This is a genomic window from Kitasatospora papulosa (assembly GCF_000717245.1).
Classification (GTDB): Bacteria; Actinomycetota; Actinomycetes; order Streptomycetales; family Streptomycetaceae; genus Streptomyces; species Streptomyces papulosus.
In genome coordinates, this window is sequence record NZ_JNYQ01000001.1 from 135,866 (window position 1) to 150,588 (window position 14,723).

The following is a 14,723-nucleotide window of genomic DNA, read 5'->3' on the forward strand; positions in this document are numbered from 1 at the left end:
ACCCAGCCGGCCCACCACGATCCCACGCGCAGGCCCCGCTCCGCCCCCGACCGGCACGGAGCGGGGCCTGCCGTGCACCCGCCCCACACCCGAACGGACCCGGCCCTCTCAGCCGATAGGCTCGACGCCATGTCTCGTATCGACGGCCGCACCCCCGAACAGCTCCGCCCCGTCACCATCGAACGCGGATGGAGCAAGCACGCCGAAGGCTCCGTACTCGTCTCCTTCGGCGACACCAAGGTCTTCTGCACCGCCTCCGTCACCGAAGGCGTCCCGCGCTGGCGCAAGGGCAGCGGCGAGGGCTGGGTCACCGCCGAGTACTCCATGCTGCCCCGCTCGACCAACACCCGCGGCGACCGCGAATCCGTACGCGGCAAGATCGGCGGGCGCACCCACGAGATCAGCCGTCTCATCGGCCGCTCGCTCCGCGCCGTCATCGACTACAAGGCCCTCGGCGAGAACACCATCGTCCTCGACTGCGACGTCCTCCAGGCCGACGGAGGCACCCGCACCGCCGCCATCACCGGTGCCTACGTCGCCCTCGCCGACGCCATCGCCTGGGCCCAGGGCAAGAAGATCGTCAAGCACGGCCGCAAGCCCCTCACCGGCACCGTCGCCGCGATCAGCGTCGGCATCGTCGACGGCACCCCCCTCCTCGACCTCTGCTACGAGGAGGACGTCCGCGCCGAGACCGACATGAACGTCGTCTGCACCGGCGACGGCCGCTTCGTCGAGGTCCAGGGCACCGCCGAGGCCGAGCCCTTCGACCGCGACGAGCTCAACGCCCTCCTCGACCTCGCCACCGCCGGCTGCACCGACCTCGCCAAGCTCCAGGAAGAGGCGCTCGCCCGCACACTCGGCGAGTAAAGACAGGTAAAGAAGCAACCAAATACGCAGCGCACGGCGTCGTAGCGGATACGGGCGCACGGGTCGAACCGTGCGTCCGTCCACGTATCCGCCCCCGGGGAGGGACCGCACCATGGCCTCGCGCCGCCACCAACGCACCGCACTCGCCGTCACGGCCACCCTGCTGACCCTCACCGCGGCCGTCGGCTGCGGCGCCGTCGACAAGGCCCTCGACTGCGTCCGCACCGCCGACGCCATCGCCACCAGCGTCGGCAACCTCCAGCAGGCGGTATCCACCGCCTCCGACGACCCGACCCAGGCGTCCGAATCCCTGGACCAGATCGACAAGGAACTCAAGGACCTCGGCGACACCACGGACAACGCCGACCTCAGCAAGGCCGTCGACGACCTCCAGGCCGGCGTCACCAACGTCCGGGACTCCATCGACAAGGGCGACGCCACCCCCGACATCACCCCCGTCACCGACGCCGCCACCGAGATCGGCAAGGTCTGCACCCCCTGACCGGGCGGCGATAATCGACGCATGACGCGCCTGATCCTCGCCACCCGCAACGCCGGGAAAATCACCGAACTCCACGCGATCCTCGCCGACGCGGGCCTGACCCACGACCTCGTCGGCGCGGACGCGTACCCCGACGTCCCCGACGTCAAGGAGACCGGCGTCACCTTCGCCGAGAACGCGCTCCTCAAGGCCCACGCCCTGGCCCGGGCCACCGGCCACCCGGCCGTCGCCGACGACAGCGGCCTCTGCGTCGACGTACTCGGCGGAGCCCCCGGCATCTTCTCCGCCCGCTGGGCAGGCGCCCACGGCAACGACAGGGCCAACCTGGAGCTGCTCCTCGCCCAGCTCGGCGACATCGACACCCCGCACCGCGGCGCCTACTTCGCCTGTGCCGCGGCCCTGGCCCTCCCCGACGGCACGGAACGCGTGGTGGAGGGCCGCCTCACGGGCACCCTGCGCACCGCCCCGGCCGGCGCCTACGGCTTCGGCTACGACCCGATCCTCCAGCCGGACGGCGAGACCCGGACCTGCGCGGAGCTCACCCCCGACGAGAAGAACGCGATCAGCCACCGGGGGAAGGCGTTCCGGGCGCTGGTGCCGGTGGTGCGGGAGTTGGTGGGCTGACAGAGATGAGGCCTTCACCTTCGATATGAAGGTGAAGGCCTCATCTTGCCTGTGGGCCCGGTGGGATTTGAACCCACGACACACCGGTTCTAAGCCGGCGCCCTCTAGCCTGCTGGGGTACGGGCCCGCGTTTCACTACTGTACTGGGTGGGCCTTCGTCGCTTTGAGAAGGTTGCGGTCTGACTGTGACATGACGGACACAAGTAGCGCAGGTTCTCGCGGCGATTGTCCAGATGGTCACCGCTGATGTGATCGATCTCCAGCACGAGACGCTTGCCCTGCCAGGTGTCCCCGATGCCACACGCGGAACACACGCGCGGGCGTCCGATCTCAACGAGTGCACGGCGCAGGAGCGTGGTTCGGGTCCGTGTGGCGCCGGACTCCCTGCGCTGAAGGATCTCGGATGCGGCCTTGCGGTGAGGAGAGCTGGAGCCCCTGGTGTGCCCCTGTCCAGTGAAGTGGGCAGTTGAGAGGCCGTATTCGGCGAGACTACGTTTCAGGCGGGCGCGAGCCGCGCCGTTGTTCGTCTGGCCGAGAAGTTTCAGTACTCCGGCCAGGCTCTTGGACTTCGCGACGGCAGAGGTCAGTTCGTGTCGGGGAGCCAGAGGTGAGCCGTACCTGCGGCCGTTGGTGAAGTGTGAGGTGTCGATCCCAAGGCGGTCGAGCCTCTTCCTGATGTAGCCGTAGGGTCCGTCTTCGGGCGGGATGTTCATGTACTCCAGCATTTCCCGGATGCTGTGCGCGTGGGCGGCGGCTTCCTCGAGGAGTTCCCGCGTGTACGACCGCTTCTGTCGTTCCGGTAGGGCGTCGTCAACGAAGTGTGTGGTGTCGATGCCGTAGAGCTTCAACCGATCGCGCACGTAGCGGAGAGGTCTACTGCCCAGCGGTGCACCCAATCGCCCAAGCAGGTCGACGAGGCCGGTCGAGGCGGCCGCGGTCCGGGCCAGCAAGTCGCGAGGGTACTTGTTCTGGTCGCTCATGCGTGCCTCCGTCGATTGCGCCCGCGATAGGTATCCGTAACGGCATGGCAGTTCGGGCAGAGCAGGCGCAAATTGTCCGGTCGGTTGTCCCACCACTCGCCGCTCATATGGTCGACCTCGAGCCGTAGCGGCCTGCCGTTCCATTCCGCGCCGACGCCGCACAGGGCGCACGACTCCGCGATGCCCGTCCGGAGGAGTTCGCGGTGTAGGCGGTCGCCGGGAATTCTGCCGTTCGACGGAGAGCCCAGGGTCAGCGGATTGCCCAAGGTGCCCATGGGGCGGCGTCGGTGTGCGCGCAGAAAGTGCGACGTGTCGATCCGGAGGGCGGCGATCCGGCGTCCGATGTGGGCTTGGTTGCCCCCTACCGGGTTGATGCCCAGTCGGCGAACGACTTCCGCCACACTCTTGGAGCAGGCGACCAACTCGCGCAACATCTCCTCCGTGTGGCGCACTCTGGGATCGGTGAAGTGCGAGATGTCGATCCCCGAATCGGACATCTTGGCCCGCAAATAGCGCCTGCTCCCTGGTGTCGGTGTTCCCCCGCACCATCGAACGGCGTCGTTGCAGTTGGTCGTCTCGCGCGCAGCTTCTTCGAGTAGCTCGCGGGTGTACCGAACTGTCATGTTCCCCCTCCGCATCCGGCCGCGTGTTCGCGGCCTCGTACGGAGCAACGAACCGTTAATCGGATGGTCACGTCCGCAATGCGACGAGATGTGGAAGGGCCCGTACCGCTTCGGGGGGAGAAGCGGTACGGGCCCTTCCGGAGGGGGACGTGCGTCAGAACTTCGGTTCCGGGCTCTGCGCGTGGACCAGGTCCGCCGCTTCCTCCTCGGTCTCCACCGAGGGCGGGGAGCCGGCCAGCGGCTGGTTGGCGGTCTCCTTCATGCAGGCCACCGCGATCACGCCGACCAGGGCCGCGGCCATCGCGTAGTACGCCGGCATGAGGTTCGAGCCGGTCCAGCTGATCAGGGCGGTGATGACCAGCGGGGTCGTGCCACCGAAGATCGACGCCGAGAGGTTGTAGCCGACCGACAGGGAGCCGTAGCGGACGTTGGTCGGGAACAGGGCCGGCAGCGCGGCGGACATCGTGCCCAGCAGGCAGACCAGGGACAGGCCCAGCATCAGCATGCCGACGACGATGGCCGGGATGCTGCCCTGGCGGATCAGCAGGAAGGCCGGCAGCGACAGGAACAGGAAGCCGAGCATGCCGGTCATCAGGAGCGGCTTGCGGCCGAAGCGGTCCGAGAGCTTGCCGAACCGGCTGATGACCAGCATCAGCAGGACCATGACGCCGAGCAGGATCAGCAGGCCGTGGGTCTCGCTGTAGCCGAGCTCGTCGGAGAGGTACGTCGGCATGTACGACAGCAGCATGTAGTCGGTGATGTTGTACGCGCCGACCAGGGCGATGCAGAGGATCAGCGTCGGCCAGTACTGGCGGAAGATCTTCGCGAGGTCGCCCTTGGCGGTGGCCTCGACGTGGTCGGCGGCCTCCGAGGCGTGGGCGGTGCCGCCCTCCAGCTTCTGGAAGGCGGGGGTCTCGTCCAGGCGGAGCCGCAGGTAGAGGCCTACGAGGCCGAGGGGACCGGCGACGAGGAACGGGATGCGCCAGCCCCAGGACTCCATCTGGGCGGTGTCCAGGAGGGCGTAGAGCAGGGTGACGAGTCCGGCGGCACCGACGTAGCCGGCCAGGGTGCCGAATTCGAGGAAGCTGCCGAAGAAACCGCGGCGCTTGTCAGGGGCGTACTCGGCGATGAAGGTGGACGCGCCGCCGTACTCACCGCCGGTGGAGAAGCCCTGGAGCATCCGGAAGAAGATCAGCAGGACCGCGGCCCAGACGCCGATCGTGTCGTGGGAGGGGATCAGGCCGATCGCGAAGGTCCCGATCGCCATGAGGATCATGGTGAGGGCGAGGACCTTCTTGCGGCCGATCTTGTCCCCCATGGGGCCGAAGAACATGCCGCCGAGGGGCCGGACGAGGAATGCCACCGCGAAGGTCGCGAACGACGAGAGGAGCTGGGTGGTGTCGTTCCCGGAGGGGAAGAAGACGTGCCCGATGGTGACGGCCAGGTAGGAGTAGATGCCGAAGTCGAACCACTCCATGGCGTTACCGAGCGAGGCCGCCTTCACGGCCCGCTTGACCGCCTGGTCGTCGGTGACGGTGATGTCCGTCCGGCGGAGCCGGGGGTTCTGGCGCTTCCGGATGGCCCGGAAGAGTGCCGGATGACGTTTGACCGCATCAGGGTCGGCCGCCTGGTGGGGGTCGGAGGCCGCCATGGCCGGTTCCTTTCGTCGAACGGTGTTCCAGGAAAGGCTTCTGCGCAGTCATGGCGGTTGCAAACCGAATCAACGGGAGTTTGCGACCTCGGTCACACCCTTTTCGGCGGGAATGCCCCCGGACCGGGTCAGACCCCGAGGTCCTTGATGATCTTGGCGACGTGTCCGGTCGCCTTGACGTTGTAGAGGGCCTTCTCCACCTTGCCCTCTTCGTCGACCACGATCGTGGAGCGGATCACTCCCGTCACCACTTTGCCGTAGAGCTTCTTCTCGCCGTACGCGCCGTAGGCCTCCAGGGTCTCCTTGGAGGGGTCGCCGACCAGTGTGACCTTGAGGTTCTCCTTCTCGCGGAACTTCGCCAGCTTCTCCGGCCTGTCGGGCGACACGCCGATGACGTCGTAGCCGGCGCCGGTCAGCAGCTCCAGGTTGTCGGTGAAGTCGCAGGCCTGCTTGGTGCAGCCGGGGGTAAGTGCTGCGGGGTAGAAGTAGACGATGACCTTGCGGCCCTTGTGGTCTGCGAGCGAGACATCGTTGCCGTCGGCGTCCGGAAGGGTGAAGGCGGGGGCGGTGTCGCCGGTCTGGAGTCGCTCGCTCATGTCTCTCCTCGAGTGGCACGTGTGCTGTGTGGCACCGAGCGTAATAGGGGGTGCCGCCGGGTGTGGGGGCGGCCGAGCTGACAGACTGTCGATGAAGGTTTACCCGAGACGACCACGGAGGCGGCGCAGTGTCGGATACCAGGACCCCTGCGCAGATCGAGGCGGACATCATCAGCAGGCGTGCGCAGCTTGCGGTGGTGCTGGACGAGATCGGGGTGCGGGTGCACCCGAAGACGATGATCGGTGACGCGAAGGCCAAGGTCGCGTCGACGGTGGACCGGACGGCGGGGCGTGCGTACGTCGCGGTGAACCGTTCGGTTTCGGATGTGAAGGCGCAGTTCGTGGCGGAGGACGGTTCGCCGCGGCTGGAGCGGGTGATTCCGGCGGCGGTGGTGGTGGTCGCCGCGGTCGCGTTGCTGACGGTGTCGTCGTCGCGGTCCTCCCGGCCGTCGCGTTCGGTGCGGCTCAAGAGGCGTTGAGGGCTCTCTCCGTGCGGCCCTGGGGCGTGTGGAGCGGTTCGGGGCAGGTAGGTTTCTGCGCGTGAGCGACAACGGCATGACCAACACCGACGACAAGCTGCCGATCCGGATGCTGCACGACCGGGTGCTGGTCCGGTCGGATTCGCCCGAGGGCGAGCGGCGGTCGGGCGGCGGGATCCTGATTCCGGCGACGGCGGCGGTCGGCCGGCGTCTGGCATGGGCCGCGGTGGTCGCGGTCGGCCAGAACGTGCGGACCGTGGAGCCGGGTGACCGTGTGCTGTACGACCCCGAGGACCGGGCCGAGGTCGAGGTGCGGGGTGTGGCGTACGTGCTGATGCGTGAGCGGGATCTGCACGCGGTGGCGGCGGACCGGTTCGAGGGCTCGGTGGATTCGACGGGCCTCTATCTGTAGGCAGGTGTGAGGCGGGGCCTGGTGACTGTGGTCACCAGGCCTTTTGGCTGTTCTGTGGGCTTGCTACGGTGGGGGGACCCCGACGAGACGCGCCGTACCGGGTTTCCGCAAAGACGACGCGCCCGTGTTGTTCGCGTGTTTCGTCGTGGAGGTGCCGTCGTGGCGTGGGTTCTGTTGATCGTGGCCGGTCTGCTCGAAGTCGGCTGGTCGATCGGGATGAAGTACACCGAGGGGTTCACTCGGCTGTGGCCGAGTGTGTTCACGGGGCTGGGGATCGTGGCCAGCATGATGCTTCTGTCGCAGGCGGCGAAGACGCTGCCGATCGGTACGGCGTACGGCGTGTGGGTGGGGATCGGCGCGGCCGGTGCCGCGGTGCTCGGCATGGTCGTGCTGAACGAGCCGGTGACCGCCGCCCGTATTTTCTTCGTCTGTCTGCTGCTGGTGGCGGTGGTGGGGCTGAAGGCGACGTCCGGCCACTGAGCCGCACGACGGCGGCGCACCCGGGTCCGGGTGCGCCGCCGTCGTGTGTCCGGCCGCCGTCGTGTGTTCAGGGGCGGGCGGGCTCCCGGGGTTCCTGCCCGTCGCTCTCGTGCGGGGCGGCCGGGGGCCCCGCGGCGGGGCGGGTGGGTTCGTTCCCGGGCCGGTGGGTGCCGGGGCCGCGTGCGTCGGTTCCGCGGTCGCGGCCGTCGGTGCGCGGGGGTGCGGCCGCGGGGGTGTCGCTGCGGGGTTCCCCGGGGGCGCGGGAGGCTTCCGAAGGGGAGTCGGGGGTGCGGGTGCGGGTTCCCCGCCGCTCCTCGCGGGAGTCCGCGGTGCCGGGTCCGTCGGTGTCGTCGCGATCCCTCGGTTTCCGGGTGCCCCCGGCCTCCTCGGTGTCGTCGCTCCCGTCGGGATCTCCGCTCTCGTCGGGGTCGGGCTCCTCGGGACCTTCGTCGGCCTGCAGGTCGAAGGCCTGTACGGGGCTGCCTTCCAGGGCTGCCCTGGTGTAGTCGGCCCAGGTCTCGGCGGGTGCGCCGCCGCCGTTCATGCGGGCGAGGCCGAGTGCGCCGTAGAGGGGTTTCTGGACGCCGGTCTCGGGGTCCTGGCCCATGACGGCGATGACGGTGGCGAGGTCGGGGGTGTAGCCCGCGAACCAGGCGGCCTTGTCCTCCTCGGCGGTGCCCGTCTTGCCGGCGGCGGGGCGGCCGGAGCCCTGGGCCGCGGTGCCGGTTCCGCCGTCGACGACGCTGCGCAGGACGGAGGTGGTGGTGTCGGCGGCCTCCCGGCTGACGGCGCGTCGGGTGGTCCTCTCGGGGAGGTCGAGTTCCTCGGCGTTCTTGCTGATCCTGGAGACGAGGGTGTGGGGGCGCTGTCTGCCGTGGTCGGCGAGGGTGGCGTAGGCGGAGGCCATGTCGACGACGCTGGCGGTGGCGGGGCCGAGTGCGATGGAGGGGGAGGCGGTGAGGTCGGGGGTGTCCTGGGGGATGCCGAGGGCGATCGCGGTGTCCTTGACCTCCTGCGGGCCGACGTCCTGGGCCATCTGGGCGTAGACGGCGTTGACGGATTTGTCGGTGGCTTCGCGGACGGTGATGTGGCCGTAGTCGACGTCGTCCTCGTTGGCGGGGGAGTAGCCGGTGGAGCCGGTGGCGCTCTGGACGGTGCGTTCGTTGGTGCCGTCGTAGCGGGTGTTGGGGGTGATCGCGCGGTCCTTCCGGGTGGTGGACCCGTTGGCGAGGGCGGCGGCGAGGACGAACGGCTTGAAGGTGGATCCGACCTGGTAGTCACGGCGGGTGGCGTTGTTGACGAACTGTCTGGTGTAGTCGACGCCGCCGTAGAGGGCGACGACGTGGCCGGTTCCGGGGTCGACTGACGCGCCGCCGGCGCGGACGTTGCGGTCGGCGTCGCGGTCGTCGCTGGTCCGGGACAGGACGTTGTCCTTGACGGCTTCGACGAGGGCGTCCTGCTTCTTCTTCTGGAGGGTGGTGGTGATGCGGTAGCCGCCGGTGGCGAGGGTCTTCTCGTCGAGGATCTTGTGGGCGGCGAGGTAGTGGTCGACCGCCTGGACGATGTAGCCGCGCTGGCCGGAGAGCGCGGTGGCGGGCTTGGCCTTGCCGGGGACGGGGAAGGTCATCGCGTCGCGGTCCTCGGCGGTGAGCCAGTGGTGTTCGACCATGCCGTCGAGCACGTAGTCCCAGCGGGCGAGGATGGCCTTCCTGTTCTCGGGGTGGGCGACGACGTCGTTGGAGCTGGGGGCGTTGAGCAGGGAGGCGAGATAGGCGCCCTCGCCCGCGTCGAGGTCCTCGACGTCCTTGCCGTAGTAGGCGTGGGAGGCGGCCTGGATGCCGTAGGCGTTGCGGCCGAAGTAGCTGGTGTTGAGGTAGCCCTCGAGGATCTCGTCCTTGCTCTGTTCGCGGTCGAGCTTGATGGAGATGAAGAACTCCTTGGCCTTGCGGACGAGGGTCTGTTCCTGGCCGAGGTAGTAGTTCTTGACGTACTGCTGGGTGATGGTGGAGCCGCCCTGCCTGCCCTTGCCGGTGACGGTGTTCCAGCCGGCGCGGAGGGTGGCCTTGATGTCGATGGCGTCCTCCGAGTAGAAGTCCCGGTCCTCCGCGGCGAGTACGGCGTGCTGGATGGTGCGGGGGATGCGGCGGAGGGGGATGTTCTCGCGGTTGATCTCGCCGTCGCGGGCGATGACGGTCTTCCCGTCCGCGTACAGGTAGACGTTGGCCTGGGCGGTGGCGCTGGCGTTGGCGGCGGGGATGTCGACGATCTGGTAGCCGGCGACGAATCCGCCGACGAGGAGCAGGGCGAGGAGGAGCACGCCGCCGAGGACCATGCGCCAGGTGGGTACGGCGCGCCGCCAGCCGGTGCGCTTGGGCCGCTTGGGGCGTTTTCTGCGCCCCTCGGGTTCCTTTGCGCCGTTCGGGTGCTGGGGGTCGGGGGCGGGGGCCGCGGCCGAGCGGTCTCGGGGGGTCCAGCCCTGGGAGCCCTGCTGACCAGGGTCTCCGCCGTCCTGCGGTGGCTCTTGGCTCATGACTGTGCGGCTCCTCGACTGCGGATGATTTTCCTATAGTGCACTTTTCGGGCGGATAACCCTCGGATCCTCCGGGCGGAAACAGGGTCGCGGCGGGCGGCAGGCCTCGGCTAAGGTCGTGCGCTTTGGCGGAAGAGGGGGGAGCGAGGTGCGGCTCTATGCCGTGGTGGCGGCCGGGGGATTCCGGCGGTACGCCACGTACCGGGTGGCCACGCTCGCGGGGGTGTTCACCAACACCGTCTTCGGCTTCATCATGGCGTACACCTACATCGCGCTGTGGGACGAGCGTCCGCATCTCGGCGGGTACGACATGTCGCAGGCGCTGACCTATGTATGGCTGGGTCAGGCCCTGCTGATGACCTGCGCGATGATGGGCGGCGGCTTCGAGGACGAGCTGATGGAGCGGATCCGGACGGGCGACATCGCGGTCGATCTGTACCGGCCCGCCGACCTGCAGCTGTGGTGGATGGCGGGAGACCTGGGCCGGGCCGCGTTCCACCTGCTGGGGCGGGGGATCGTGCCGATGGTGCTGGGTGCGATGGCCTTCGACCTGGCGCTGCCGGGCTCCCCTTGGACCTGGCTCGCGTTCCTGGTGTCGGTGGCGCTGGGCGTGGTGGTGAGCTTCGCGGTGCGTTTCCTGGTGGCGCTGTCGGCCTTCTGGCTGATGGACGGGGCGGGGGCGATGCAGATCGCCTGGCTGGCCGGGCTGTTCTTCTCCGGGATGCTGCTGCCGCTGAACCTGTTCCCAGGAGTGCTCGGTGACGTGGCCCGCGTACTGCCGTGGTCGTCCCTGCTCCAGGTGCCGGCGGATGTGTTCCTGGGTACCTACGCGGGCTGGGACCTGGCGGGGGCGTACGCCTTCCAGGCCGGCTGGGCGGTGGCGCTGCTGCTCGCGGGGCGGCTCCTGCAGTCGGTGGCGACCAGGAGGGTGGTGGTCCAGGGTGGCTGAGGTCCGGGTGGAGGGCGTCGTCGCGGCGGAGCCGGGGAACGGGTTCGCCAAGAGGTCGCGGCCGGCCGAGGGCGTGCGGGCGTACGGGCTGATCGTGGCGATGTGGCTGCGTTCGACGATGGCGTACCGCGCGTCGTTCGTGATGACGGCCGTGGGGAACTTCGTGGCGACGGGCTTCGACTTCGTCGCGATCATGCTGATGTTCACGCACGTCGACGTGCTGGGCGGCTACACGCTGCCGGAGGTCGCCCTGCTGTACGGGACGTCGGCGACGGCGTTCGGGCTGGCCGACCTGGTGCTGGGGTCGATGGACCGGCTGGGGCGGCGGGTCCGGGACGGGACGCTGGACACCCTGCTGGTACGTCCCGTGCCGGTGCTTGCGCAGGTGGCCGCCGACCGGTTCGCGCTGCGCAGGCTGGGGCGGATCACGCAGGGGCTGCTGGTGCTGGGCTACGCGCTGCTGGTGCTGGACGTCCAGTGGACGCCGCTGAAGGTCGCGATGCTGCCGATGACGGTGCTGAGCGGGGCGGCCGTCTTCGGGGCGGTGTTCGTGGTGGGGGCGGCGTTCCAGTTCTACGCCCAGGACGCCTCCGAGGTGCAGAACGCGTTCACGTACGGCGGGACGACGCTGCTGCAGTATCCGCCGTCGGTGTTCGCGAAGGACCTGGTGCGCGGGGTGACGTTCGTGGTGCCGTTGGCGTTCGTGAGCTGGCTGCCGGCCCTGTACGTGCTGGGCCGGGACTATCCGCTGGACCTGCCGCGGTGGGTGGCGTTCCTGCCGCCGCTGGTGGCGGTGGGGTGCTGGGTGATCGCGGGGCTCGCGTGGCGGGTGGGGCTGCGGGCGTACCGCAGTACGGGAAGCTGAGGAGTGGGCGTGGACGACATGGACTTCATCGAGCTCGACGGCGTGGAGAAGGTCTTCGACGTGCGCCGCAGGACGGGCTTCATGCGCCGTGAGCGCCGCCAGGTGCGGGCGGTGGACGGCATCAGTTTCCGGGTGCCGCGCGGTGAGATGGTCGGCTACATCGGGCCGAACGGTGCCGGTAAGTCGACGACGATCAAGATGCTGACGGGCATCCTCACGCCGAGCGGTGGCCGGCTGAGGGTCGCGGGCATCGATCCGTCGAGGGAGCGCACGAGGCTGGCGCACCGGATCGGTGTGGTGTTCGGGCAGCGTACGACGCTGTGGTGGGACCTTCCGCTGCGTGATTCGTACCGGCTGATGCACCGGATGTACCGGATCCCGGACAGCCGCTTCCGGGAGAACATGGACCGGTGCGTCGAGCTGCTGGATCTCGGCGCGTTGCTGGAGGTGCCGGTGCGTCAGCTGTCCTTGGGGCAGCGGATGCGGGGGGACATCGCGGCGGCGCTGCTGCACGATCCGGAGGTGCTGTACCTGGACGAGCCGACGATCGGGCTCGACGTGGTGTCGAAGGCCAAGGTGCGCGGCTTCCTGCGGGACCTGAACGCGGAGCGGTCGACGACGGTGCTGCTGACGACGCACGATCTGACCGACATCGAGCAGCTGTGCAAGCGGGTGATGGTGATCGACCACGGCCGTCTGATGTACGACGGCGCGCTGGCCGGGCTGCACGAGGTCGGGGAGAGCGAGCGCACCCTGGTCGTGGACCTGGAGCGGGAGCTGCCGCCGATCGAGCTGGGGTCGGAGCCCTCGGTGCGGGTGGTGAAGGTGGAGGGGCCCCGCCAGTGGCTGGCGTTCCCGGCCGCGACGTCGGCCGCTCCGCTGGTGGCGCGGATCGCGGCGGACTACCCGCTGGTCGATCTGTCGGTGCGGGAGCCGGACATCGAATCCGTCATCGCGAAGATGTACGCGTCGGATTCGGCTGCCTGAGGTCTGCCCCTTAGGCCGGTGCCTGGTTGCTCTATAGGGTGCGCGGTATGACAAGTGAGAACCCGGACATGCGTGCCTCCGACGCGGAACGCGAGCGGGTCGCCGAGACCCTGCGGGAGGCCGTGGCCGAGGGCCGGCTGGAGATGGACGAGTTCGAGCAGCGCCTCGATGCGACGTTCAAGGCGCGTACGCACGGGGAGTTGGTGCCGCTCGTACGCGATCTCCCGGCGTCGGGCGGGCCGGTGGCCGGACGGAAGGCGTCGTCGGCGAACTGGCCCGCACGGATCGGTGGTGCTCCCACGTCGTCGGGGGCGTTCGCCTTCTGGGGCGGGTTCAGCCGCAAGGGCCGCTGGACGGTCGGGCCGAGGTTCACCGCGTTCGCGATGTGGGGCGGCGGCGAGATCGACCTGCGTGAGGCGCACTTCGCGGAGCGGGACGTGGTGATCCGCTGCTTCACGATCATGGGCGGGATGCAGGTGACGGTGCCGCCGGACCTGAACGTCCAGGTCAACGGCCTCGGGATCATGGGTGGCTTCGGGGAGCACTCCAAGCTCGACGAGGAGCCGGAGCCGGCGCCGGACGCCCCCCGGGTGAGGATCACCGGGTTCGCGCTGATGGGCGGGGTCGGTGTGGAGCGCAAGCGGAGCAAGGCGGAGAAGCGGCGGCTCCAGGAAGAGGAACGCCAGCGGCTGGGGAAGCCGGACGCGGGGGACGGGCGCAAGGAGCTCGGCTGATCCCGCCGGGGTGCGAAGGCCGGGCGGACGCCCGGCCTTCGCGTGGTGCGCGGGTCAGAAGGCGTCCGCCTTCGGTGTCCCGTCGACCGTGCCGAGGTCGACGGCGCGGCCCAGGGCGCGGTACCCGGCGTCGTTGAAGTGCAGCCGGTCGCCCGAGTCGTACTCCGGCAGGATCCGGTTGGGCGCGTACGGGTCGCGCACGGCCTTGTCGAAGTCGACGAACGCGTCGAAGATCCGGCCGGAGCGGATCTCCTGGTTGACCGCGAGGCGCACGTCGTTGCGTTCGGGTGTCCACGTCGAGAAGCCCTCGAAGGGCGTCAGGGTCGCGCCGACGACCCGGAGCCCCTGGGCGTGCGCGCGCTCGGTGAGGGCACGGAGCCCGGCGGTGATGCGCCTCGGGTCCGGTTCCTGGGGGAGCTGCTGCACGTCGTTGATGCCGAGCGCGATGATCACGGTCTTCGCTCCGCTGACGGACAGGACGTCGCGTTCGAAGCGACTGGTGCCGCTCAGGCCGCCGAGGTGCTTCACGCCGCCCACGGTGAGCGGACTGTCGCGCAGGATGCGGTTGCCCGCTATCCCCTGGTTGGCGATTCCGTAGGTGTGCCGGAGGCGGTCGGAGAGGACGTCCGGCCAGCGCGCGTTGGCGTCCGTGGTGGAGCCGCTGCCCGCGGTGAGGGAGTCGCCGATCACGACGATCGCGCCGGGGGAGGCCGCGTTGCGGACGTCCACGGCGGTCAGGTAGCGCCACCGGGTGGTGCTCCAGGTGCCGTGGTCGTCGGCCAGGAACGACGTCTGGTGGGTGTTGGGGTGCTGGGTGACCGGCCCGGAGGCGTACGGGGTGCGGAGGGTGACCTCGAGGTCGGCGTCGGGGGCGACGGGGACGACGACGGGGTCGCTGACGACCTGCCGTCCCGCGGCGACGGTGACGGTGGCCCGCCCCTGGAAGGTCACCGGGCGGGTGTTGACGGCGGCCCGGTCGATGACCAGCGGGGCCGAGCCGAAGAGGTTGGACAGGGTGATGCGGGCGGCGTCCCCGCCGACACTGGTGTGCACGACGTTGCGGATGGTCCGGCCGGGGTAGCCCTGTCCGGCGGCGGGCTCCGCGCTGACGGGTGCTCCGGTCCAGGTGGCGACCCAGGTGCCGAGGGAGTTGGCCGGTGCGGCGGGGTTGCGGGCCGCGGTGTGGCTCTGGGACCCGCTCAGCGGTGTCTGCCGCTCCTCGGTGATCAGCGTCGTGCCGATGGCGACGGCGGTGGCGAGCGTCGCGGTGCCTGCTGCGAGGGCGATGAGCAGGGCGTAGCCCTGGCGCCTGGGCATCTGCGGTGATTCTCCTTGCGGTGTTCGGCCCGGTGTTCGGGTTGCTCTCATGATGCGACAGGCCGCGGGGAACTAGACGTGCGGCCCAGGAGTAGACGAGGCAGGGACAATGCGTACGGCACGGCGT

16 protein-coding genes, 1 tRNA gene and 1 riboswitch are annotated in these 14,723 nt (G+C 69.6%); of the genes, 10 read left to right on the top strand and 7 right to left on the bottom strand.

Annotated features, from left to right (window positions below; genetic code table 11):
- The first annotated feature begins 129 nt into the window (after positions 1 to 129).
- The 3 genes from rph (at position 130) to rdgB (ending at position 1,993) form a co-directional block, all read left to right on the top strand.
- Positions 130 to 867, top strand: coding sequence for a ribonuclease PH (gene rph / locus IA22_RS0100545; RefSeq protein WP_030122397.1), 738 nt, complete (start codon positions 130 to 132; stop codon positions 865 to 867).
- Positions 868 to 979: 112 nt separating this feature from the next.
- The gene (locus tag IA22_RS0100550) at positions 980 to 1,369 is read left to right on the top strand and encodes a hypothetical protein (protein ID WP_015577352.1); all 390 of its coding nucleotides are present in this window, start codon (positions 980 to 982) and stop codon (positions 1,367 to 1,369) included.
- 21 nt (positions 1,370 to 1,390) lie between these two features.
- Entirely contained in the window at positions 1,391 to 1,993 is a 603-nt protein-coding gene (gene rdgB, locus IA22_RS0100555) for an RdgB/HAM1 family non-canonical purine NTP pyrophosphatase (RefSeq protein ID WP_015577351.1), read from the top strand.
- Positions 1,994 to 2,045: 52 nt separating this feature from the next.
- Here rdgB and IA22_RS0100560 read toward each other — a convergent pair.
- The 5 genes from IA22_RS0100560 to bcp form a co-directional block, all read right to left on the bottom strand.
- A tRNA-Leu gene (locus IA22_RS0100560) sits at positions 2,046 to 2,120 on the bottom strand.
- A complete protein-coding gene (locus IA22_RS34890; protein ID WP_030122398.1) occupies positions 2,098 to 2,973 on the bottom strand; it encodes an HNH endonuclease signature motif containing protein in 876 nt (291 codons plus the stop codon). The genes IA22_RS0100560 and IA22_RS34890 overlap by 23 nt, the downstream gene beginning before the upstream one ends.
- Complete coding sequence (locus IA22_RS0100570) at positions 2,970 to 3,596, bottom strand: HNH endonuclease (RefSeq protein ID WP_167337629.1); 627 nt, start codon at positions 3,594 to 3,596, stop codon at positions 2,970 to 2,972. Before IA22_RS0100570 ends, IA22_RS34890 begins: the two co-directional genes overlap by 4 nt.
- 154 nt (positions 3,597 to 3,750) lie before the next feature.
- A complete protein-coding gene (proP, locus tag IA22_RS0100575; RefSeq protein WP_014156026.1) occupies positions 3,751 to 5,247 on the bottom strand; it encodes a glycine betaine/L-proline transporter ProP in 1,497 nt (498 codons plus the stop codon).
- Between the two features lie 128 nt (positions 5,248 to 5,375).
- Positions 5,376 to 5,843, bottom strand: a complete 468-nt coding sequence (gene bcp / locus IA22_RS0100580; protein WP_030122400.1) for a thioredoxin-dependent thiol peroxidase — start codon at positions 5,841 to 5,843, stop codon at positions 5,376 to 5,378.
- Positions 5,844 to 5,971: 128 nt separating this feature from the next.
- On the opposite strand from bcp, the gene IA22_RS0100585 reads away from it, so the two are divergent.
- The 3 genes from IA22_RS0100585 (at position 5,972) to IA22_RS0100595 (ending at position 7,214) form a co-directional block, all read left to right on the top strand.
- Positions 5,972 to 6,322: a DUF3618 domain-containing protein gene (locus IA22_RS0100585; protein WP_014156028.1), complete on the top strand. Its 351-nt coding sequence runs from the start codon at positions 5,972 to 5,974 to the stop codon at positions 6,320 to 6,322.
- A 76-nt stretch (positions 6,323 to 6,398) separates the two neighbouring features.
- Positions 6,399 to 6,734, top strand: coding sequence for a GroES family chaperonin (locus IA22_RS0100590; protein ID WP_014156029.1), 336 nt, complete (start codon positions 6,399 to 6,401; stop codon positions 6,732 to 6,734).
- 54 nt (positions 6,735 to 6,788) lie between these two features.
- Positions 6,789 to 6,857: riboswitch (guanidine-III (ykkC-III) riboswitch) on the top strand.
- Between the two features lie 36 nt (positions 6,858 to 6,893).
- On the top strand, positions 6,894 to 7,214 hold the full coding sequence (locus tag IA22_RS0100595; RefSeq protein ID WP_014156030.1) for a DMT family transporter: 321 nt from the start codon (positions 6,894 to 6,896) through the stop codon (positions 7,212 to 7,214).
- 67 nt (positions 7,215 to 7,281) lie between these two features.
- Here IA22_RS0100595 and IA22_RS0100600 read toward each other — a convergent pair whose 3' ends face one another.
- The gene (locus tag IA22_RS0100600) at positions 7,282 to 9,744 is read right to left on the bottom strand and encodes a transglycosylase domain-containing protein (RefSeq protein WP_030122401.1); all 2,463 of its coding nucleotides are present in this window, start codon (positions 9,742 to 9,744) and stop codon (positions 7,282 to 7,284) included.
- Between the two features lie 148 nt (positions 9,745 to 9,892).
- On the opposite strand from IA22_RS0100600, the gene IA22_RS0100605 reads away from it, so the two are divergent.
- The 4 genes from IA22_RS0100605 to IA22_RS0100620 all read left to right on the top strand — a co-directional run bounded on the left by IA22_RS0100605 (position 9,893) and on the right by IA22_RS0100620 (position 13,279).
- A complete protein-coding gene (locus IA22_RS0100605; protein ID WP_014156032.1) occupies positions 9,893 to 10,693 on the top strand; it encodes an ABC transporter permease in 801 nt (266 codons plus the stop codon).
- Positions 10,686 to 11,558 (top strand): ABC transporter permease, encoded by an 873-nt coding sequence (locus tag IA22_RS0100610; RefSeq protein WP_030122402.1) that lies wholly within the window; start codon positions 10,686 to 10,688, stop codon positions 11,556 to 11,558. The genes IA22_RS0100605 and IA22_RS0100610 overlap by 8 nt, the downstream gene beginning before the upstream one ends.
- 18 nt (positions 11,559 to 11,576) lie before the next feature.
- Positions 11,577 to 12,545, top strand: a complete 969-nt coding sequence (locus IA22_RS0100615; RefSeq protein WP_051694767.1) for an ABC transporter ATP-binding protein — start codon at positions 11,577 to 11,579, stop codon at positions 12,543 to 12,545.
- A gap of 68 nt (positions 12,546 to 12,613) precedes the next feature.
- Positions 12,614 to 13,279, top strand: a complete 666-nt coding sequence (locus IA22_RS0100620; protein ID WP_015577344.1) for a DUF1707 domain-containing protein — start codon at positions 12,614 to 12,616, stop codon at positions 13,277 to 13,279.
- A gap of 54 nt (positions 13,280 to 13,333) precedes the next feature.
- Here the strand turns inward: IA22_RS0100620 and IA22_RS0100625 are convergent, their stop codons facing one another.
- Positions 13,334 to 14,596 (bottom strand): SGNH/GDSL hydrolase family protein, encoded by a 1,263-nt coding sequence (locus tag IA22_RS0100625; RefSeq protein ID WP_015577343.1) that lies wholly within the window; start codon positions 14,594 to 14,596, stop codon positions 13,334 to 13,336.
- Positions 14,597 to 14,723 lie beyond the last annotated feature (127 nt).